The organism is Legionella nigrisilvae, from assembly GCF_977063395.2.
Map to the genome: position 1 here is coordinate 989,647 of NZ_CDRUGZ020000027.1, position 17,640 is coordinate 1,007,286.

Consider the following 17,640-nt stretch of genomic DNA (forward strand, 5'->3'; position numbering starts at 1 on the left):
CTAGGCTATTAAGTCAACGATACTATCAATTATTTCTTATCGTCTTTAACCTCTTCGAACTCAGCATCCACAACTCCTTCATCAGTTTTAGCTGACTCTTGAGTTTGCGCTTGCTCTTGCTGAGGAGCCTCAGCTTGTCCTGGTTGTCCTTCGGATGCCTTTTTAGCATAAACTCGTTCCGCCATTTTAGAAGAAGCATCGTTTAACACTTTTAATTTCTCTTCGATTTGTGCTTTGTCAGTGCCCTGAATCGCTTCTTTTAATTCAGCAATTGCTGTTTCTATACCTTTCTTCTCATCTTCAGCAAGTTCAGCAGCCAAATCTTTCATTGATTTTTCACAGCTATGAATCAAGCTGTCCGCCTGATTACGTAACTCTGCCATTTCCTTAAACTTCTTATCTTCTTCTGCGTGCGATTTGGCATCTTTTATCATTGCCTCGACTTCTTCGTCACTCAATCCACTAGATGCTTTAATAACGATGGATTGTGCCTTACCCGTAGCTTTATCTTTAGCGGAAACATTCAAAATACCGTTCGCATCGATATCAAAAGTGACTTCAATTTGTGGTACACCACGTGGAGCAGGAGGAATATCACCTAAATCGAATCGACCTAAAGATTTATTCGCTGAGGCTTGCTCTCTTTCACCTTGGAGTACATGCACAGTAACTGCTGTTTGATTATCATCCGCTGTAGAGAACACTTGATTGGCTTTAGTTGGAATTGTGGTATTTTTCTCAATGAGTTTTGTCATCACGCCACCCATAGTTTCAATACCTAAAGACAATGGAGTTACGTCAAGCAACAGAATATCTTTTACCTCACCAGATAAAACAGCGGCTTGAATAGCAGCACCTACAGCAACGGCTTCATCGGGGTTAACGTCTTTACGTGGTTCTTTACCAAAAAACTCTTCTACTGTTTTTTGTACTAAAGGCATACGTGTTTGACCACCAACTAAAATGACTTCGTTAATTTGTGATACAGTCAATCCAGCATCTTTCAATGCGATTTTGCAGGGCTCTACTGTTCGCTCGACCAGTTTTTCAACCAAAGACTCCAGTTTAGCCCGAGTTAATTTAATATTTAGATGTTTTGGTCCAGAAGCATCCGCTGTAATATAAGGCAGGTTAACATCTGTTTGTTGTGCTGAAGAAAGTTCAATTTTTGCTTTTTCAGCAGCATCTTTCAATCGTTGTAAGGCCAATGGATCACTGTGTAAATCAATACCTGTATCTTTTTTGAATTCAGAAGCCAGGTACTCAATCAATGCCAAGTCAAAGTCTTCACCACCCAAGAACGTATCACCATTTGTTGCCAGCACTTCGAACTGATGTTCTCCATCCACTTCTGCAATTTCAATGATCGAGATATCAAACGTACCGCCACCCAAGTCATATACAGCAATGATTGAATCACCTCGTTTTTTATCCATACCATAAGCAAGAGCTGCAGCGGTAGGCTCGTTTATAATACGTTTTACTTCAAGACCCGCAATACGGCCTGCATCTTTAGTTGCCTGACGTTGAGAATCATTGAAATAAGCAGGTACTGTAATCACTGCTTCTTTCACTTCTTCACCAAGGTAATCTTCTGCAGTCTTTTTCATTTTACGTAATACTTCAGCAGAAACTTGTGGTGGGGCTTTGTCCTGAGTTTTAACACGGACCCAAGCATCTCCATTGTCTGCTTTAATAATCTTGTAAGGAACCATTTTGATATCTTTTTGAACAACTGCATCATCAAAACGACGACCGATCAATCGTTTAATCGCAAATAAAGTATTATCAGGATTAGTTACTGCCTGACGTTTTGCAGCTTGTCCAACCAATACCTCACCATCATCAGTAAAAGCGACAATCGAAGGCGTTGTGCGGTGACCCTCACTGTTTTCAATTACTTTAGGTTTATCACCTTCCATTACGGCAACACATGAGTTGGTGGTACCTAAGTCTATTCCAATAATTTTAGCCATTCTATTCTTGCTCCAAAGTAGTAGTTTTCTAATGCAATGATTCTTATATGGGGCATAACCTGCCTATTTCAACCCACAGAACTCACATTTTTATTTTTTTGACACGACCACACGAGCTGGTCTAATCACTCGTTCACTTAGTTTGTATCCTTTTTGGAATACTGCTAACACGGTATTGGGTTCAGCATCAGGTACCGCTTGCATCGACATCGCTTCATGAATCTGTGGGTCAAAAGGCATACCCATGGGATCAATTTGCTGAATTTCAAATTTTTTCAATACATCCAAAAACAGTTTCAGAGTTAATTCTAAGCCTTCGCGCATTGCTGTATCTTCTGCTTTATCAGCGAGTAGCAAAGCTTGTTCTAGACTATCAATTACCGGTAATAAATCAGTAATTATCTTCTCAACACCATAGCGATGAGCATTACTTATTTCACGTTCCGCACGACGACGAACATTTTCCAATTCAGCTTGAGCACGAACTGCTTTTTCCCAATTTTCATGAGATTGCTGTTCTGCAAGAGTCAGCTTTTCACTCAACTCTATGTAACTTGGATGAGCTAAAGAGGGTTCTGAGTGTTCTATTTCTTCAGGTAAGTCGACAGCCTCTTCCGCATTTTCAACGTGTTTTGATTCATGTTCTTCTTTAAATTGATGCCAATTTTTATCTTGTTTCTTACTCATGCAATTGCTCCTCTCCACGGCTTAGCTATTGTGAAAACCAGAGATGGGGGCACCTAATAAGATTTCAAGGGTTATTAAATTTTTATTCCAGCAAATTCATGCAAATCACTGTAATAAAAATTAAAAAAAGTATTTTCAACAACACCACTAATTTTACCAATAAATAACTAGGTACTAATAAAGGTGTACTGCTGATTAAGCCCTAATTCCGCCATCAAAAGCTTTTCAATAATGCATTTGATTTTATTACTTTACCCCAAAGTGTAATTTAATAATTCATTAAGGTTAAATATTGTACAATTATAGTATCAAGTATTGAATTTAATTTGGACTGAGTTCCAGCTGTATCAAGGAAACCAAAATGCCAAAAAATCATAAAAATTCCAAAAAAAAACCTGAGTATATTGCACAGGATCAAACGATTGTTTCATTAAAGTCTAAAGATGAACTCTTAACAAAACAAGAAAAAGAAGCACTTAATCAAATTTATAATGAATCCGTAATGAGGCTGGAAAGAACTCTATACTTATTAACTCAACTCCAAGATTATTTAAATAACTGTGATCAAGGGATTAAACATCAGAAAAATATAAATATTAAACAGATGTTCATTGATGATAATGCCCCTCCTAAAGTTTTACATGCTTTAAGAATGTTAAAAAGACATTTTTATGTTCCCATTACTGGGGGGCATTCTATAAATAATATTCTTGATAACATCGAATCAATTAAAAACAACCTACTCAAAACTTATAAAGGATTAAACAGGCAATTAAACATCTCTCTTGAAATCATGGATCACAAGCCCTTGCAGCATGAAATCGCGGCACTCGAAGAAAAGACTTATGTGCTGGTAAGAGCAAATAATCAATGGTATTTATTTTATTTTGAAAATACGAAAGATAACCCGGTAGAACACAATATTGATGAGCTAATTCCTCAAATTAACACGCAATCAACGGTTGAAGGCGCAAAACTGAATTATCATTTATTACTTAGAGACTTAATGCTTTATCATGCCAAAAATGTGGAGTCTAAGCCTAATAAGGTGTATATCAGTAATATCAGAAAGTCTTTATTAAATAATCCTAAGAATACAGTCGTTGGATATGTTTTTGGTCATGAGGTAAAGAGTGATTTGGGAGAGGTATTGTTCGTAAGAGACTATTTTGGTCCAATCCATATTGATTATCGAATGCTTACAAATCATCCTGCCAAGGCTTTAGCAACATTGCTGCATGAGTCTTCACATCGATATGGTTTTGTCAATGATAGAGGATACTACCATGGAAGAAAACCAGTAAAAAACAGTACTGAAGAACGCCCTTATCCGGACGATTTTCGATTGTTACCCAGAACGACTCAAGCAGAATGTTCTAGAGTTACAGCAAGGGCAATTAATAATGCAGATACCTATTCTTTTTTTGTATTAGATAATACTGACTCTCATGAGCTATATGACAGAGATAATTTACCAGATTGGTATGATACCAAAAAAGAAATTACTTTACCTGAAGAGAAAAAACCCTTTTTTTCTAAGAGCTCTTTGATAAAATTCTCCATCTTTGCCGTAGGTACTCTCTTTTTGGGCGGCGTCGCGTATGCGAAACGAGATACAATAGGGTCTATGGTGAAGGATACAATGGAAAGTCTTAGTGATTTTACCCCGAACAAAAGTTAGTAATGACTTCAAGCACCTCATAGCAACAGAGGTTGTCAGGTGCTTTGCTCATTATAAGCAAGCATACCCCTTCTTCTATTTGCCCCCTCAAAGCCCCTAAAGTTTTTATGCGTATAGAGAAGATGGATAAAAGCTTTATCATTTAAGGCCCGGTTCGCTTGCAGTATGTGTTCATTTATTCCATACTTAGACTCAAAAAAGTTACATAGGTTTTTTTATGCAAAAATGGTCGCCTACGTCTTGGCTCCAGTATTCGTATTTACAAGCTGCTACTTATTCTGACGAAGAACAGTTAAATAAAATTGTAAAACAACTGAGCCTTTTACCTCCGCTGGTTACCAGTAGTGAAGTAAAGAATCTAAAAAAAGAAATTGCACGTGCTGGACGTGGTGAAGCCTTTATCCTTCAAGGTGGCGACTGCGCTGAGTCATTTAATGATTGTCGTTCAGAAATTATTAGCAATAAATTAAAAATCATCCTACAAATGAGTTTGATTTTATTACATGGCTTACGAAAACCCATTATTCGTGTGGGTCGGATTGCTGGGCAGTATGCAAAACCTCGATCTTCCGATTATGAAACACTACAGGGTGTTACTTTACCAAGCTATCGAGGGGATCTGGTTAACTCCCCTGAATTTACACAGGAAGCACGCGAACCCAAGCCTAAATTATTATTACAAGCCTACAACTGCTCCGCAATCACTTTAAATTTCATTCGTAGTTTGCTCGACAGTGGTTTTGCGAGTCTTAATCATCCTCAGCAGTGGGATTTGGGTTTTGTTGAACATTCCAAACAAAAAGATGAGTATCAAACTCTGGTTAAATCAATTTCCGATACCTTGGATTTTTTAGAAACTATAGGTGGAATACAATCCAGTAATTTAGCTAAAGTAGATTTTTACACCTCTCATGAAGCCTTGCATTTGCATTATGAACAAGCCTTGACTCGTCAAATGGAAGATGGCTTATGGTATAACCTCTCTACTCACCTACCATGGATTGGTATGCGCACTGCACAAGCTGACAGTGCACATTTGGAGTTTTTACGAGGTGTCGAAAATCCCATCGGCATCAAAATTGGCCCCGGTGCTACTCCCGAATGGTTAGAAGAAGTATTGAATCGTGCAAATCCTCAGCGTGAAGAAGGACGACTTTTATTGTTCACTCGATTGGGAGCGCGGCACATAGATAAACTGCTTCCTCCGCTTATTGAAGCGGTGCGGAAAACAAAAATTCCAGTGACCTGGTCTTGTGATCCTATGCATGGAAATACAGAAACCACAGTGGATGGCATTAAGACTCGTCACTTCGATAACATTCTTTTAGAACTCAAACAAGCTTTGGAAATTCACCGCAATATGGGTAGTTATTTGGGTGGTGTTCATTTTGAACTTACTGGTGATAACGTTACAGAATGTATTGGTGGTGCTCGCGGATTATCCGCAGATGATCTGAAAAAAGCCTATCATAGTCTGGTTGATCCTCGACTCAACTATGAACAGTCAATAGAAATGGCCATTCAATTGAGTAGACAGTTTAGAAATGAATGACGTTAAACTCCCTCAAGTAATACATCAAGATCTAGAGATGAACGTTTGCCAAGGTCCTTCGCATGTTCTGAGAGAAAGGCGTCAGCAGCTTGGCGTCCTTCATCACGTAGCATAAGCAAAAAATCCCATTCAGCATTGAGTTTGGAGGAATAACCCAGCTCAAGCATAATATCGCTGCTTACTCGATGTATCCGCATACCTGCCCATTTTGCTCCTTCAGAATCGCCTGAATGGGCAAGCTGCCGCAGTAAAGCAATCATGCGAAGCTCCTTAAGTAATACCGCATTAAAAGAAACTTCATTCAAACGGTTAAGAATGCTTCTCGCCGACTGGGGAATATCTGGCCGGCTGACAGGATTAATTTGCACTAAAATTGTATCCTTTGATTTACATTCACGAACCAGCGGTGTAATTGTGGGGTTCCCTGAGTATCCTCCATCCCAGTAGTGCTCTCCATTGATCTCCACCGCTTTAAAAAGAGTGGGCAGGCATGCGGATGCAAGAAGAACATTGGGAGTGATTTCTTCATTGCGAAATACTCTTCCCCTGCCCGTACTCACATTGGTTGCAGTAATAAACAATTTGATTGGACTACTTGACAATTTTTTAAAATCAATAGTTTTCACTAAAATAGTGTGGAGTGGATTCACTCCGAACGGATCGAGATCATAGGGTGAAAACAATCGTGACAAGATATCCATGCTGATAAAAAAAGGGGAATAATCCAGCGACCACTGGCCCAATATAATATCAAGAGGACTGCGTTGTAAAGGACTAAACCGTGCCGCTTCCGAGACATTCCTCCAGAACAACTCGAGCATATCGCGTGCTCCCTCAGAGCCACCTTTGGTGTAGCCATCAGCCAGGACTGCTGCATTCATAGCTCCAGCAGATGTTCCTGATATACCATCGATTCGCAGTTTTCTTTCTTCTAATAAACGGTCCAACACGCCCCAGGTAAAAGCTCCATGAGCACCCCCACCTTGTAGCGCTAAGTCAATAAGAACATCATGAGTAATTTTATGAGAGTGCGCCATGGTGTGTAACATCCGTTTTATTGATTCGATAGAGAAGCATCCATACTGTTAACATAGCGGGTAAGTTACTAAAATTCAAATCCAGAGAATTATAGGAACTAAATTTTGCTCATGAGCTCAGACACTTAGCTTGCTTTTTTCAAGTATCGTGCAAAAATCGGCGCCTAATTAATTCAGTATGAAAAATAAGAGGCCCTAATTGATAACGAGCAACCAAAACTTAAATTCGCAAGTTCAATCCCCACTTCTTCAGGAAGAAAGCATATTAAAAATCGATAGTTTATTACAAAAAAATCTAACAATTGGCAAAGAAAGTCATACTGTCCAAGAATGGCTAAACATGCCTAATATTTCTTTGCGTGCCGGTTTTCAAGCCGCAGCCATTGCGTCGTTCATAGAAGATCAATTGTTTTTTTTAGAGCGTTTCAATCAATATCTTATCTATCTAAAAAAATACATTGAATTGAGCAAAGCCAAAGAACAACTACTGGATGCAGATGATGAGCTTCAGAAATTTCTGCACGAAAAATATCAACCCCAAGCAGAACAAACACTTCAACAAGCATTTTCTCTTCTTAATGAGATTTGGACAGAATGCATTAATGAACAAGGCAGTTTTCATTTAAATATATCCTTATCTAGTGTTTGGAACGCAAACTCAGGATTTAAAAGTGCTGCTAAAGAAGGTAAGAAAATGATTGAACAAATTTCTTTAGAACTGCAATTATTAAACAATCTCAAGGTAAGAAAGCGATTAATGGACATCCCTAAAATCTACCTGGAATCGTTGAAACATTCAGAGACCACCCCAGAAAGATTAATGCTGGATACAATAAACAAGGCAAATCTCATTTTAACTAGAATTCTCCCTGGTCTCCTCGGAGATGAGGGGATTCAGCAAGCCAGGACTGGAGAGAAGGCGTTCAATAACGCTGTACTGAAATGGGAGAAGGTAAACTCGCTAACCCCTCCTGAGCCCTGGGGGCCAAGGCAAGCACTTTTAGCAAAGAAAATGGAGAATGTAGGTAAGATTATTTATGAATGGGCCGAAGTACATTCCTCTTCAGGAAAACAAAAGAAATTACAGATCACGAGTTCTATTGATCCATTATTATCGCCTCGTTATCAAAGGGTAGAGCAGCCACAGGGTAACTCTTTATTAACATCATCTTTTAGTATTAATGCCAATGAATCCTTCTCAACCCGGTCAAATAGAAAATCATTAAATCTTACTTCTTTAGTTTCATCTAGCACCCAGGAATCGTGTAAAAAATTAAAAGAGCATCAGACTAGTTCTTCCTCGGAGGATCCTGAACAAAAGTCTGGTGCACTTCAGCCTCGGTCTTCTTTTTCTCTTTTTTCACTGTTTTCTCAAAAGTCGGAAAAATACACTTTCCCATCTCAGGAAGATTTAGAACACGCGGACCGATTAAGAAAATTAACACTTCCTCCAACTCCATCCGATATAGCTTCGTATCATCAACTCATAGAAAAAGTGCATATCCTTAAAGACAAGCGATATCAGAAACTCAAACAAGCAGTAGAAGAAGAATACTCCATTACCTTCCACAAAGAGTCCAATGTGATGATGGAATTGTCAGAAGATTGTGTTCCATCGAGTGTAAGCCAATGTTTGACACAATAAATTTTATCCATATTTAATATTTTTGCTAATTATAGCCTGGGTACCGGGAAACTCAGGCTATATTGGATACTATTGTTGATGATAATTAGGGCTATACTCATGAACAGCCTCAATCATAGCCGCAACATGCTCAGGCGGCACGTCAGGAGTAACTCCATGACCGAGGTTGAAAACATGTCCAGAACCTATACCAAATGAGGCCAACACCTTCTTCACTTCTTCGCGAATACACTGTTCTGAGGTCAACAACACCGATGGATCAAGGTTTCCCTGTAAGGCAACTTGATTGCCAACTCGTCGACGCGCTTCACCTAAATCACAGGTCCAATCAATCCCCAAAGCATCACAACCCGTAATCAGCATTTTTTCCAACCATTGACCACCGCCTTTGGTAAACAAAATAATGGGTATGTTAGGGTAATTCGTTTTAATTTTCTGGACGATGTAATGCATGTACTTCAAGGAATATATCTGATAATTCTCGGGTGTTAAAATTCCTCCCCAGGTATCAAAAAGCATGATTGAATTTACACCAGCCTTGATTTGTTCTATAAGATAATCTGCTACGGATACTGCTAACTTATGCAGCAATATCTGAGCCGCCTCCTTTTCTGTATAAATTAGATGCAGAATACGTTTAAAGTCTCTAGTACTTCTACCTTCAACCATATAACATGCCAACGTCCATGGGCTACCTGCAAAACCAATTAAAGGAAGTTCTTTTGGCATTTCTTGACGGATCAGCCGTACTGCATCCATTACATAAGCTAAAGTACCTGATTCTGGAATTTGCAAATTAGTAATTGCCTGTTTATCGTGCAATGGACGCTGAAAACAAGGCCCTTCACCCTCAGAAAAATACAACCCTAATCCCATTGCATCTGGAATGGTCAAAATATCAGAAAATAAAATAGCAGCATCTAAAGCATATCGACGTAAGGGTTGTAATGTAACCTCACACGCTAGCTCTGGATTTTTACACAGACTTAAAAAATCACCCGCAAGTTCTCTGGTCTTTCGATATTCAGGTAAATAACGCCCCGCTTGACGCATCATCCATACGGGAGTTCGTTCTACAGGTTGTCGTCTTAAAGCACGAAGAAACAAAGATTGATCCAGATCATACATCATATTATCCCAGCATCATCAAATACATTAATGCTAACATATTTATGCAATATCCACTCTCAGTAATACAAGAATTGTTGCTAATTGACTATGAAACAAGATTAGAAACATAATCTGCCTCTATTTTACGATTACAGGGTTTATTATGGGATCAATAAAAAGTTCTTCACAGTCGATAGGAGTAGGATATCCTAAAAACACAGGTAGATTAAAACTTGTGCAGGGAAACTCTACAAAATGTCCCCATAAAATAGCTTTAATGGGCGACTCCACTTTAGATAATGGATATTGGGTCAATAAAAGAAAACCTTATGATCAAAAAAACCAAACCGTAACGCATCAAACTGCAGTCGCTCTCGCCCAAAACGATTCGACAAACTCTTATGAAATAGGTAATTTTGCCGTTGATGGCGCGACCACACAAGATCTACTGACTTATTGTCCCTTAGATAAAGTATTACCCAAAGATAAAGATCATAATGGCTCTTATGTACATCAGCTAAATGCAGTTAAAGAATGGAAGGCTGAGGTTGCAGTCCTAAGCGTTGGGGGTAATAACTATCGAGAAGCTCTGGCAAATACCTTGTTGAAAGAAATGAATTATCCTCAACTCCTCTTAAGAGTTACGCCTGATCATGCAAAACCTGCGATTACCTTAGCATTTAATGAAGTAAAAGCTAAGATACTGAGTGATTATAAAAAAATTATTGATGAGTTAATTGAGAATAATCCTCAACTCAGTCGTATTGTTCTTTTATCCCAATATTATCCCTCGATTACCCAATTAACTCCTTATTTTATTTATACTGGATTTTCTCATTTAGCACGAGCAGAAGGAAAAGGCCGTCCTCCTTTTACTGTGGTTGAAGAAACCATGAATGAACTCTATCGAGAAATCCTTGCCTATGTAGCTACTAAAGAAAAAGAAATTGTTTTTGTGGATACGACTTCTTCGTTAAATCCTTTGGGTGGAAAGCATACGTTACAAATTGAACCTAATGAGCAAGGATCAGTGATTATGGGGCGATTGATTGCTAGTGCAGTGGAATATAATTTTCCTGCCGAACAAGAGCACAACTCCATTACCAGAATTTACCTGGACGCTGATGAAAAGCAAATTCATTCACAAATTTTAAAGAAAGAGGATATAGAGCATTTCAGTGTCAAAAAAATTGGCCAATTTATTAGCGAAAGCCGTTATCGTCATTTAGGTCTATTATTTTCCCCCTCATCCAGCTTGGCTGAGCGTTTTGAAAGCGCTTATCATGCGATTACAGGCAAACAATTTGATGATGAATATACCGGTTTTCCTGCTTTAGGCTTATTAGACCTGACCTTATTGCCCGCCATCGCTACTTACTTATGGCGTGTTGCATTGAATGAAAACGTTCACACTTCGTTTCGCGTATTGGCAGGTAGTGTCGCTGGGCCTATTTTATTAAGTAAAACGATTCTTGGCTTATCTTTGACCTTAGGACTTGCGCTACCCATACTAGGATACGATACAGCAGCAAGTCTTCTTTCGAATACATGCACTCCGACTCCAAATGAGGAAGATGAGCATTCTGAAACTGAGTTAAAGGTATAGAAATAAGGGTAGAATTACCCTGAAAAAGAGTTCCCGGGTTACTTCATACAGCGAAACCCGGGATGAGACAATTTCAAGATCCAGGTTCATTAACTTAAATAACACCCCTCTATACATACGGTTAACTATTTAGATAAAATCACGATAAAATTACTCTTGATAGGCAGAAAAAACGTTGGATACCTTAAATATCAAAGCTCTTAATGTAAGTACTAAAATTGGCGTTTACGCATGGGAACAACGTATTAATCAACAACTAAAGATTGATATCAGTATTGATATGGATTTCAGTGCATGCAAGGAAGATTTGACCAAGACTATAGATTATCAAGCAGTTTGTGAGTGTGTAACCGACTATGTTGAGTCAAAATCTTTTCAACTGATTGAAACCGTTGCTAATGAAGTTGCAGATTTAATCAAAAAGGAATTTCTCGTCACTCAAATTACTGTCGGAATTAGTAAACCTCATGCAATCAAGAATGCTGAAAACATTCAGGTAATAGTTCGTCGTTGAGTAATCCTAAAATGAACAATTAAACCTGAGTTAAATGCTAATGGAGCGCTTATCCACCACTGGTAACCATACCATTCAGACGTTCATTTTTTGCCAAAATCATTTGAGCATTTTGCGCAAGTGCACGATTTGAATAGGGACCAACTACCACTCGGAACCAATTACCTTTTGTAGCATGACTCACAGGAATAATATATACACTAAAACCTTTAAGTATCAATGTTCCTTTCATTTGTTCTGCATCTCGGCGCGCTTTAAAAGAAGCTACTTGCACTAAATATTTCCCTTTATCTGAAGTAGCCGGTTTCGCTACAGGTATCGTGTTAGCAGCCACTTGTACTTTCGCAACATTTGGTTTTATTGTTGCGGCTCCACTGGGGACATTGACCGTTGTCTTAACCGCTGAAGTAGCAGCAATTGGCGTGGTTGTGGCAGCAACGGTTGCTGCAGTAGCATTTGCAGCGGATTGGACGGAAGCAGTAGAGTTAGCATTGGGTTGTGAATTTGGAACTTTTTCATTGGCCAATAACGTATAAAACTCAAATTTTGGTTTAGGAGGAATCGCGGCATGTTGTGCCGCAGGTTGCTTAGTAGATTCCCTTTTTATTTCATTATGGGCTAAAACTTGGGAATTAACCCACTTGGTTACGGTTTCTATATCCAAAAAAGAAGCGGTTAAATACCCAAATAAAAAAGTCAACGTTATCACTAAAAACTGATGCGGTGCAGCGCCACGCGACCGTGAAGAACGCCTATTTCCATATTCTTTTGCCATCACATACTCTCTGGAGCGGTTACGCCCAATAATTCCAAACCATTTTTTAATATTTGACGTACTGCCTCTAACAGACAAAGGCGAGCACATCGTAATTGCTCTTGCTCACACAACAGCGGAACAGCATTATAGTAGCTATGCAAGCCGTTGGCTACTTCGCGTAAATAATAGGCCACTTGGTGAGGTTCACAATGAGCAGCTGCTAATTCCACAATTTCTGGATACCGACTGATTAAAGAAATCAAATGAGTTTCGTGAGATTGCTCCAATAAGTCAATATGTTTTAGACCAATTGCCTTGTCCCACAACAAACCTCGTTCCTTTAATTGTCTCAATACAGAACATATCCTTGCGTGAGCATACTGAATATAATAAATGGGATTATCACTTGATTCTGATTTTGCCAAGTCCAAATCAAAATCCATATGTTGTTCTGACTTACGTGCTACATAAAAGAAACGTGCAGCGTCGTTTCCTACCTCATTACGAAGTTCTCTTAAAGTGACAAAAGAACCACTTCGCGTAGACATTTGTACTCGCTCAGAACCACGATATAAAATGGCAAATTGCACGAGCAATACATCCAGTGCGCTTTCATCATGTCCCAATGCTTTAACCACAGCGCGCAATCGAGTGATATAGCCATGATGATCCGCACCAAAAATATCAATTACCCGATCATAACCCCTATCATATTTATTCCAATGATAGGCAACATCCGAAGCAAAATAAGTAGTATGGCCATTGGCACGTACCAGTACTCGATCTTTTTCGTCACCAAAATCAGTCGCTCTAAACCAAAGGGCCCCTTCTTTTTCAAAGGTATGACCACTATTCTTAAGAGCCTGAATCCCTTTTTGGATCGAACCATCTTCAAACAAGGACTGTTCTGAGAACCAGCTATCGTATTTCACACCAAAATCAGCTAGATCATCTTTGATATCATCAAGCACTGTATTTAATGCATGTTGATGAAATAGGGTAAAAACCTCGATGCTCAAAAGTTGTTTTGCACGCATGACTAAAGCATCGATATAAATTTCTTTGTCTCCGCCATGAGGTTCATCAAGAGGTAACCCTTCAACTACACTAGTCCATGGATGTACATATTCTTTACCATGTTTTGCCCAAAATTCCTGAGCTATTTCAGAAACATACTGACCTTTATAAGCATTAGCAGGAATAACTACTGGTTCCCCAGCGAGTTCGAGATAACGTAACCATACACTGGCAGCAAGAATATTCATTTGCCTGCCAGCGTCATTAACATAATATTCTAAAGTTACATCATAGCCTGCAGCCTTTAGAACATTACCTAAAGTAGCTCCAAAGGCAGCACCACGTCCATGCCCTACATGTAAAGGGCCTGTTGGATTAGCAGAAACAAACTCGATCAAAACTTTTTGATTTTGACCAATAGTACTCCGCCCAAAAAGCTCGCCTTGTTCCAGTATTTCAGCAATAACTTGAGAGCGAGAACTACTGCGGATGAAGAAATTAATAAAGCCTGCCCCAGCGATTTCCACTTTGTCCAAGGAAGGATCAGCCGGTATCGCTTGAACTAAAAGTTCGGCTATTTTACGCGGTGCCTGACGACACGGTTTAGCTAAAACCAAGGCCAAATTACTGGCATAATCACCATGAGCAGAATCTTTTGAGCGATCTACCTTAATATCAACATCCAAATCAGTAGGAACCTCGCCTGACTTTTGTAATGATATTAAAGCGTGTTTTAAAAGCTGCTCTACAGTATGTTTCATGCGACTTAGTTTTCCATCAAAAAATGATACTATTATGCGCTTTTTTGTACCATATGAAAAGGTTTTATATACCTTATGCAACACAATTTGCTCTCTTATTAAAAAACAGCAAATTGTTCCTATATGAACTATGAGTTACACTTAAATACTCACTCTTTTCAACATCATTAATACTGTGTTATCAAACTCGTGTGAATCATTAAGCGGTATCGGACCAACACTTGCAGCAAAACTTGCAAAATGTGGTATCCATTCTGTGTGTGATTTACTGTTCCACTTACCTTATCGTTACCAAGATAGAACCCGAATAACACCCATCCAGGATTTACGCGCTAATGAGTGGAGCGTGATTGCAGGGCGAGTATGTAAAACGGAAATTAAAACCGGCAAACGTGCCATGCTGCATTGTTATGTGGAAGACAAAACCGGAATAATAAAACTGCAGTTTTTTCATTTTAATAAAACTCAAATCAATAATCTAAAGAACAGCACAATGATACATGCCTTTGGAGAAGTTCGTGAGTTCAGCAATATCCTAACCATGACTCATCCGGAGTATCAGTTGCTCGATGATGAAAACGAATGTCAAGTGAATGAAACACTTACTCCAATTTATCCAAGTACCCAAGGCTTAAGCCAATCAAGACTTAGACAGTTGGTCAATGTCGCCATAAATAGTTGCAAAAACGAGCTTCAACAATTGGAATGGATGAGTGAGACACAATTACAGGAAAATGGCTTTTTTCCTTTAGGAGAGGCAATTCAGCTTTTACACAATCCACCCCCAGATATCTCGGTGCAATCTCTAGAAGAAGGCCAGCATCCAGCGTTAAAACGATTAATTTTTGATGAATTGTTAGCGCAGCGCCTAAGTCTGCAATTCGCCCGAGAAGCACGGAACATCTTACATGCTGTTGCCCTGCCTATAGACCAAAATTTGAATCAACGTTTTCTAGATTCTCTCCCCTTTACACTCACGAACGCGCAGCATAGAGTTGCCCAAGAGATTAGCCAGGATCTAACCCAAAATAAACCCATGTTACGCTTAGTACAAGGCGATGTGGGTGCAGGAAAAACCATCATTGCTGCCCTTGCAGCATTACAAGCTATTGCTAATGGACAACAAGTGGCTTTTATGGCTCCAACAGATCTTCTTAGCGAGCAACACGCGAATAATTTGATCCGTTGGCTAGAGCCTTTGGGAATAAAAATTTTAAGACTTAGTGGAAAAATGAAACTCAGTGAACGTCGTACAGCCTTTGCTGCGTTAGCTGATCATAGTTGTCAGCTAATTATTGGCACGCATGCGTTATTTCAAGAAGCAGTCCACTTTGCCCGTTTAGGTCTAGTAATTATTGATGAACAACATCGATTTGGAGTGGAACAAAGATTGCTTTTGCAGCAAAAAGGGCAACAGGAACATCTCATTCCTCATCAATTATTAATGACAGCCACTCCTATTCCAAGAACACTTTCGATGACCCACTTTGCCCATTTGGATATTTCAATTATCGATGAATTACCCCCAGGACGTATGCCGATTTCTACCGCTGTATTAAGTCAGAACAAAAGAGAAGCAGTCATTGAACGATTAGAAGTAGCGATAGCCAGTGGTCGACAAATTTATTGGGTATGTACCCTTATTGAAGAATCTGAAAAATTACAATGTATGGCGGCTACTCAAACCGCCCACGCCTTACAAGAACAACTCCCTGGAGCACGGGTGGGCCTTGTACATGGGCGAATGAAAGCTTTAGAAAAAGAAGCAACCATGGCCGCATTTAAAGAGGGTGAAATTAATTTACTGGTTGCTACCACAGTAATTGAAGTTGGAGTAGATGTCCCAAATGCCAGTCTTATGATTATTGAAAATGCAGAACGTTTGGGTTTATCGCAACTGCATCAATTACGTGGCCGAGTAGGTAGAGGAAGTACCCAATCTCATTGTATTTTGCTTTACCAAGCACCCCTATCACAACAAGGTGCTGAGCGATTAAAAATAATGCGAGCAACTAATGATGGATTTATTATTGCGGAAAAAGATATGGAGCTAAGAGGAGCAGGCGAAGTCCTTGGAACTCGGCAAACTGGTTATCGACAATTTAAAATTGCGGATATCCAACGGGATCGCAATGTACTTCCACTTTTGCCCACTATAGCAAAAACACTTTTAGAGGAGTCACCACAAACTGCCCGCAACATTACCCAACGCTGGTTAGGAAATTTTGAGCAATTTTTGCAGGGGTAAAATATTTTTAGAAAAATATAAGTCAAGACTGTTTTTTATTTTTTTCTTTGTTAAGATAGCGGAGCTAATCCTCTTATTTTTCCAAAACACATATTTGTGGATAACTCTCTCACAATATGGTTTGCTAAAAATCCAAGTTCCTCGTATTTCCTCAAAAAATCCTTATCCCCTAAGACTTATGGCTTATTTGATTTTTCTAATGCCTGAAATCTTTTATCCACAAAATCTGTGGATAATGCTGTGAACATCATGTAAAACCCCATATAAAATCAGCTTGGTTTGCACTTGCTTCAGAACTTTCCAAAGTGCTCCTCAGTGCTTAGGTAAAAATCATCCTCATTACTTTATCAAGTTTGAATAATGAATAAATTTTAACCAAATTCACACATTTCTTAAAGTTAGAAATTTTTTAAAAAAAATACTCAAGTCAAGACTGTTTTTTATTTATTTCTTTGTTAAGATATCCAGGAAAATTCTTCCACCCCACAAAACACAACCTGTGGATAACTTACCTCTTCATTTCATTCGGTAAAAAGCTCTGACCTCTCCATATTTTTTGAAAACCCTTATTGGATAAGGCTTATTGCTTATTTAGCTATTTTATTTTCTAAATTCATTTATCCACAAAATCTGTGGATAATCCTGTGTACATGATGTAAAACACCATATGAAATCAGCTTCATTTGCAGTTGCTTCAGAACTCTCCAAAGTGCTCTCCGAAAAAATTTAGGTTTAAAACTCGATTTTTTTATTTTTTTCATTACCAAGTACAGAGGGATTTTAACCAATCTAAGGGCATTCCTTAAGGTCAAGATTTTTTTAAAAAAAATACTCAAGTCAAGACTGTTTTTTATTTTTTTCTTTGATAAGATATCCAAGAAAAAATTCTTACCCCTAAAAACACATCTGTGGATAACATCTTTCTTCATAGCGCCAAATAAAAAACCAGACTTATTTCCCTCTTCAAGAAATTATTATTCTATAAGGCTTATTCAACATTGGTTCATTATTCAACTAAAAACCATTTATCCACAAAATCTGTGGATAAT

At 38.7% G+C, this 17,640-nt stretch carries 12 protein-coding genes; 6 read left to right on the forward strand and 6 right to left on the reverse strand.

Going from position 1 to position 17,640, the window contains the following annotated elements:
- Positions 1 to 29 precede the first annotated feature (29 nt).
- Together dnaK and grpE are read right to left on the reverse strand one after the other, a co-directional pair.
- Positions 30 to 1,976 carry a molecular chaperone DnaK gene (gene dnaK, locus ACWTE2_RS21675; RefSeq protein WP_454784320.1) on the reverse strand — a complete coding sequence of 649 codons (1,947 nt, stop codon included), beginning with the start codon at positions 1,974 to 1,976 and terminating at the stop codon, positions 30 to 32.
- A gap of 90 nt (positions 1,977 to 2,066) precedes the next feature.
- Positions 2,067 to 2,663, reverse strand: a complete 597-nt coding sequence (grpE, locus tag ACWTE2_RS21680) for a nucleotide exchange factor GrpE (protein ID WP_454784321.1) — start codon at positions 2,661 to 2,663, stop codon at positions 2,067 to 2,069.
- Between the two features lie 361 nt (positions 2,664 to 3,024).
- Between grpE and ACWTE2_RS21685 the strand changes: the two genes are divergently transcribed.
- Positions 3,025 to 4,344 (forward strand): hypothetical protein, encoded by a 1,320-nt coding sequence (locus ACWTE2_RS21685; protein WP_454784322.1) that lies wholly within the window; start codon positions 3,025 to 3,027, stop codon positions 4,342 to 4,344.
- A gap of 217 nt (positions 4,345 to 4,561) precedes the next feature.
- A complete protein-coding gene (locus ACWTE2_RS21690; RefSeq protein WP_454784323.1) occupies positions 4,562 to 5,896 on the forward strand; it encodes a 3-deoxy-7-phosphoheptulonate synthase class II in 1,335 nt (444 codons plus the stop codon).
- A 2-nt stretch (positions 5,897 to 5,898) separates the two neighbouring features.
- Here the strand turns inward: ACWTE2_RS21690 and ACWTE2_RS21695 are convergent, their stop codons facing one another.
- The gene (locus ACWTE2_RS21695; protein ID WP_454784324.1) at positions 5,899 to 6,933 is read right to left on the reverse strand and encodes a patatin-like phospholipase family protein; all 1,035 of its coding nucleotides are present in this window, start codon (positions 6,931 to 6,933) and stop codon (positions 5,899 to 5,901) included.
- Between the two features lie 199 nt (positions 6,934 to 7,132).
- Here ACWTE2_RS21695 and ACWTE2_RS21700 point away from each other — a divergent pair, with 199 nt between their 5' ends.
- Entirely contained in the window at positions 7,133 to 8,578 is a 1,446-nt protein-coding gene (locus tag ACWTE2_RS21700; protein ID WP_454784325.1) for a hypothetical protein, read from the forward strand.
- 69 nt (positions 8,579 to 8,647) lie between these two features.
- Here ACWTE2_RS21700 and hemE read toward each other — a convergent pair whose 3' ends face one another.
- A complete protein-coding gene (gene hemE, locus ACWTE2_RS21705) occupies positions 8,648 to 9,706 on the reverse strand; it encodes a uroporphyrinogen decarboxylase (RefSeq protein WP_454784442.1) in 1,059 nt (352 codons plus the stop codon).
- Between the two features lie 145 nt (positions 9,707 to 9,851).
- On the opposite strand from hemE, the gene ACWTE2_RS21710 reads away from it, so the two are divergent.
- Both ACWTE2_RS21710 and folB read left to right on the forward strand, forming a co-directional pair.
- Positions 9,852 to 11,294: an SGNH/GDSL hydrolase family protein gene (locus ACWTE2_RS21710; RefSeq protein WP_454784326.1), complete on the forward strand. Its 1,443-nt coding sequence runs from the start codon at positions 9,852 to 9,854 to the stop codon at positions 11,292 to 11,294.
- A gap of 175 nt (positions 11,295 to 11,469) precedes the next feature.
- On the forward strand, positions 11,470 to 11,808 hold the full coding sequence (gene folB, locus ACWTE2_RS21715; RefSeq protein WP_454784327.1) for a dihydroneopterin aldolase: 339 nt from the start codon (positions 11,470 to 11,472) through the stop codon (positions 11,806 to 11,808).
- 49 nt (positions 11,809 to 11,857) lie between these two features.
- On the opposite strand, the gene ACWTE2_RS21720 is transcribed toward folB, so the two are convergent.
- Positions 11,858 to 12,583, reverse strand: coding sequence for an SPOR domain-containing protein (locus ACWTE2_RS21720; RefSeq protein ID WP_454784328.1), 726 nt, complete (start codon positions 12,581 to 12,583; stop codon positions 11,858 to 11,860).
- Entirely contained in the window at positions 12,583 to 14,343 is a 1,761-nt protein-coding gene (gene argS / locus ACWTE2_RS21725; protein ID WP_454784329.1) for an arginine--tRNA ligase, read from the reverse strand. Before argS ends, ACWTE2_RS21720 begins: the two co-directional genes overlap by 1 nt.
- Before the next feature lie 175 nt (positions 14,344 to 14,518).
- Between argS and recG the strand changes: the two genes are divergently transcribed.
- Complete coding sequence (gene recG, locus ACWTE2_RS21730) at positions 14,519 to 16,591, forward strand: ATP-dependent DNA helicase RecG (protein WP_454784330.1); 2,073 nt, start codon at positions 14,519 to 14,521, stop codon at positions 16,589 to 16,591.
- Positions 16,592 to 17,640 lie beyond the last annotated feature (1,049 nt).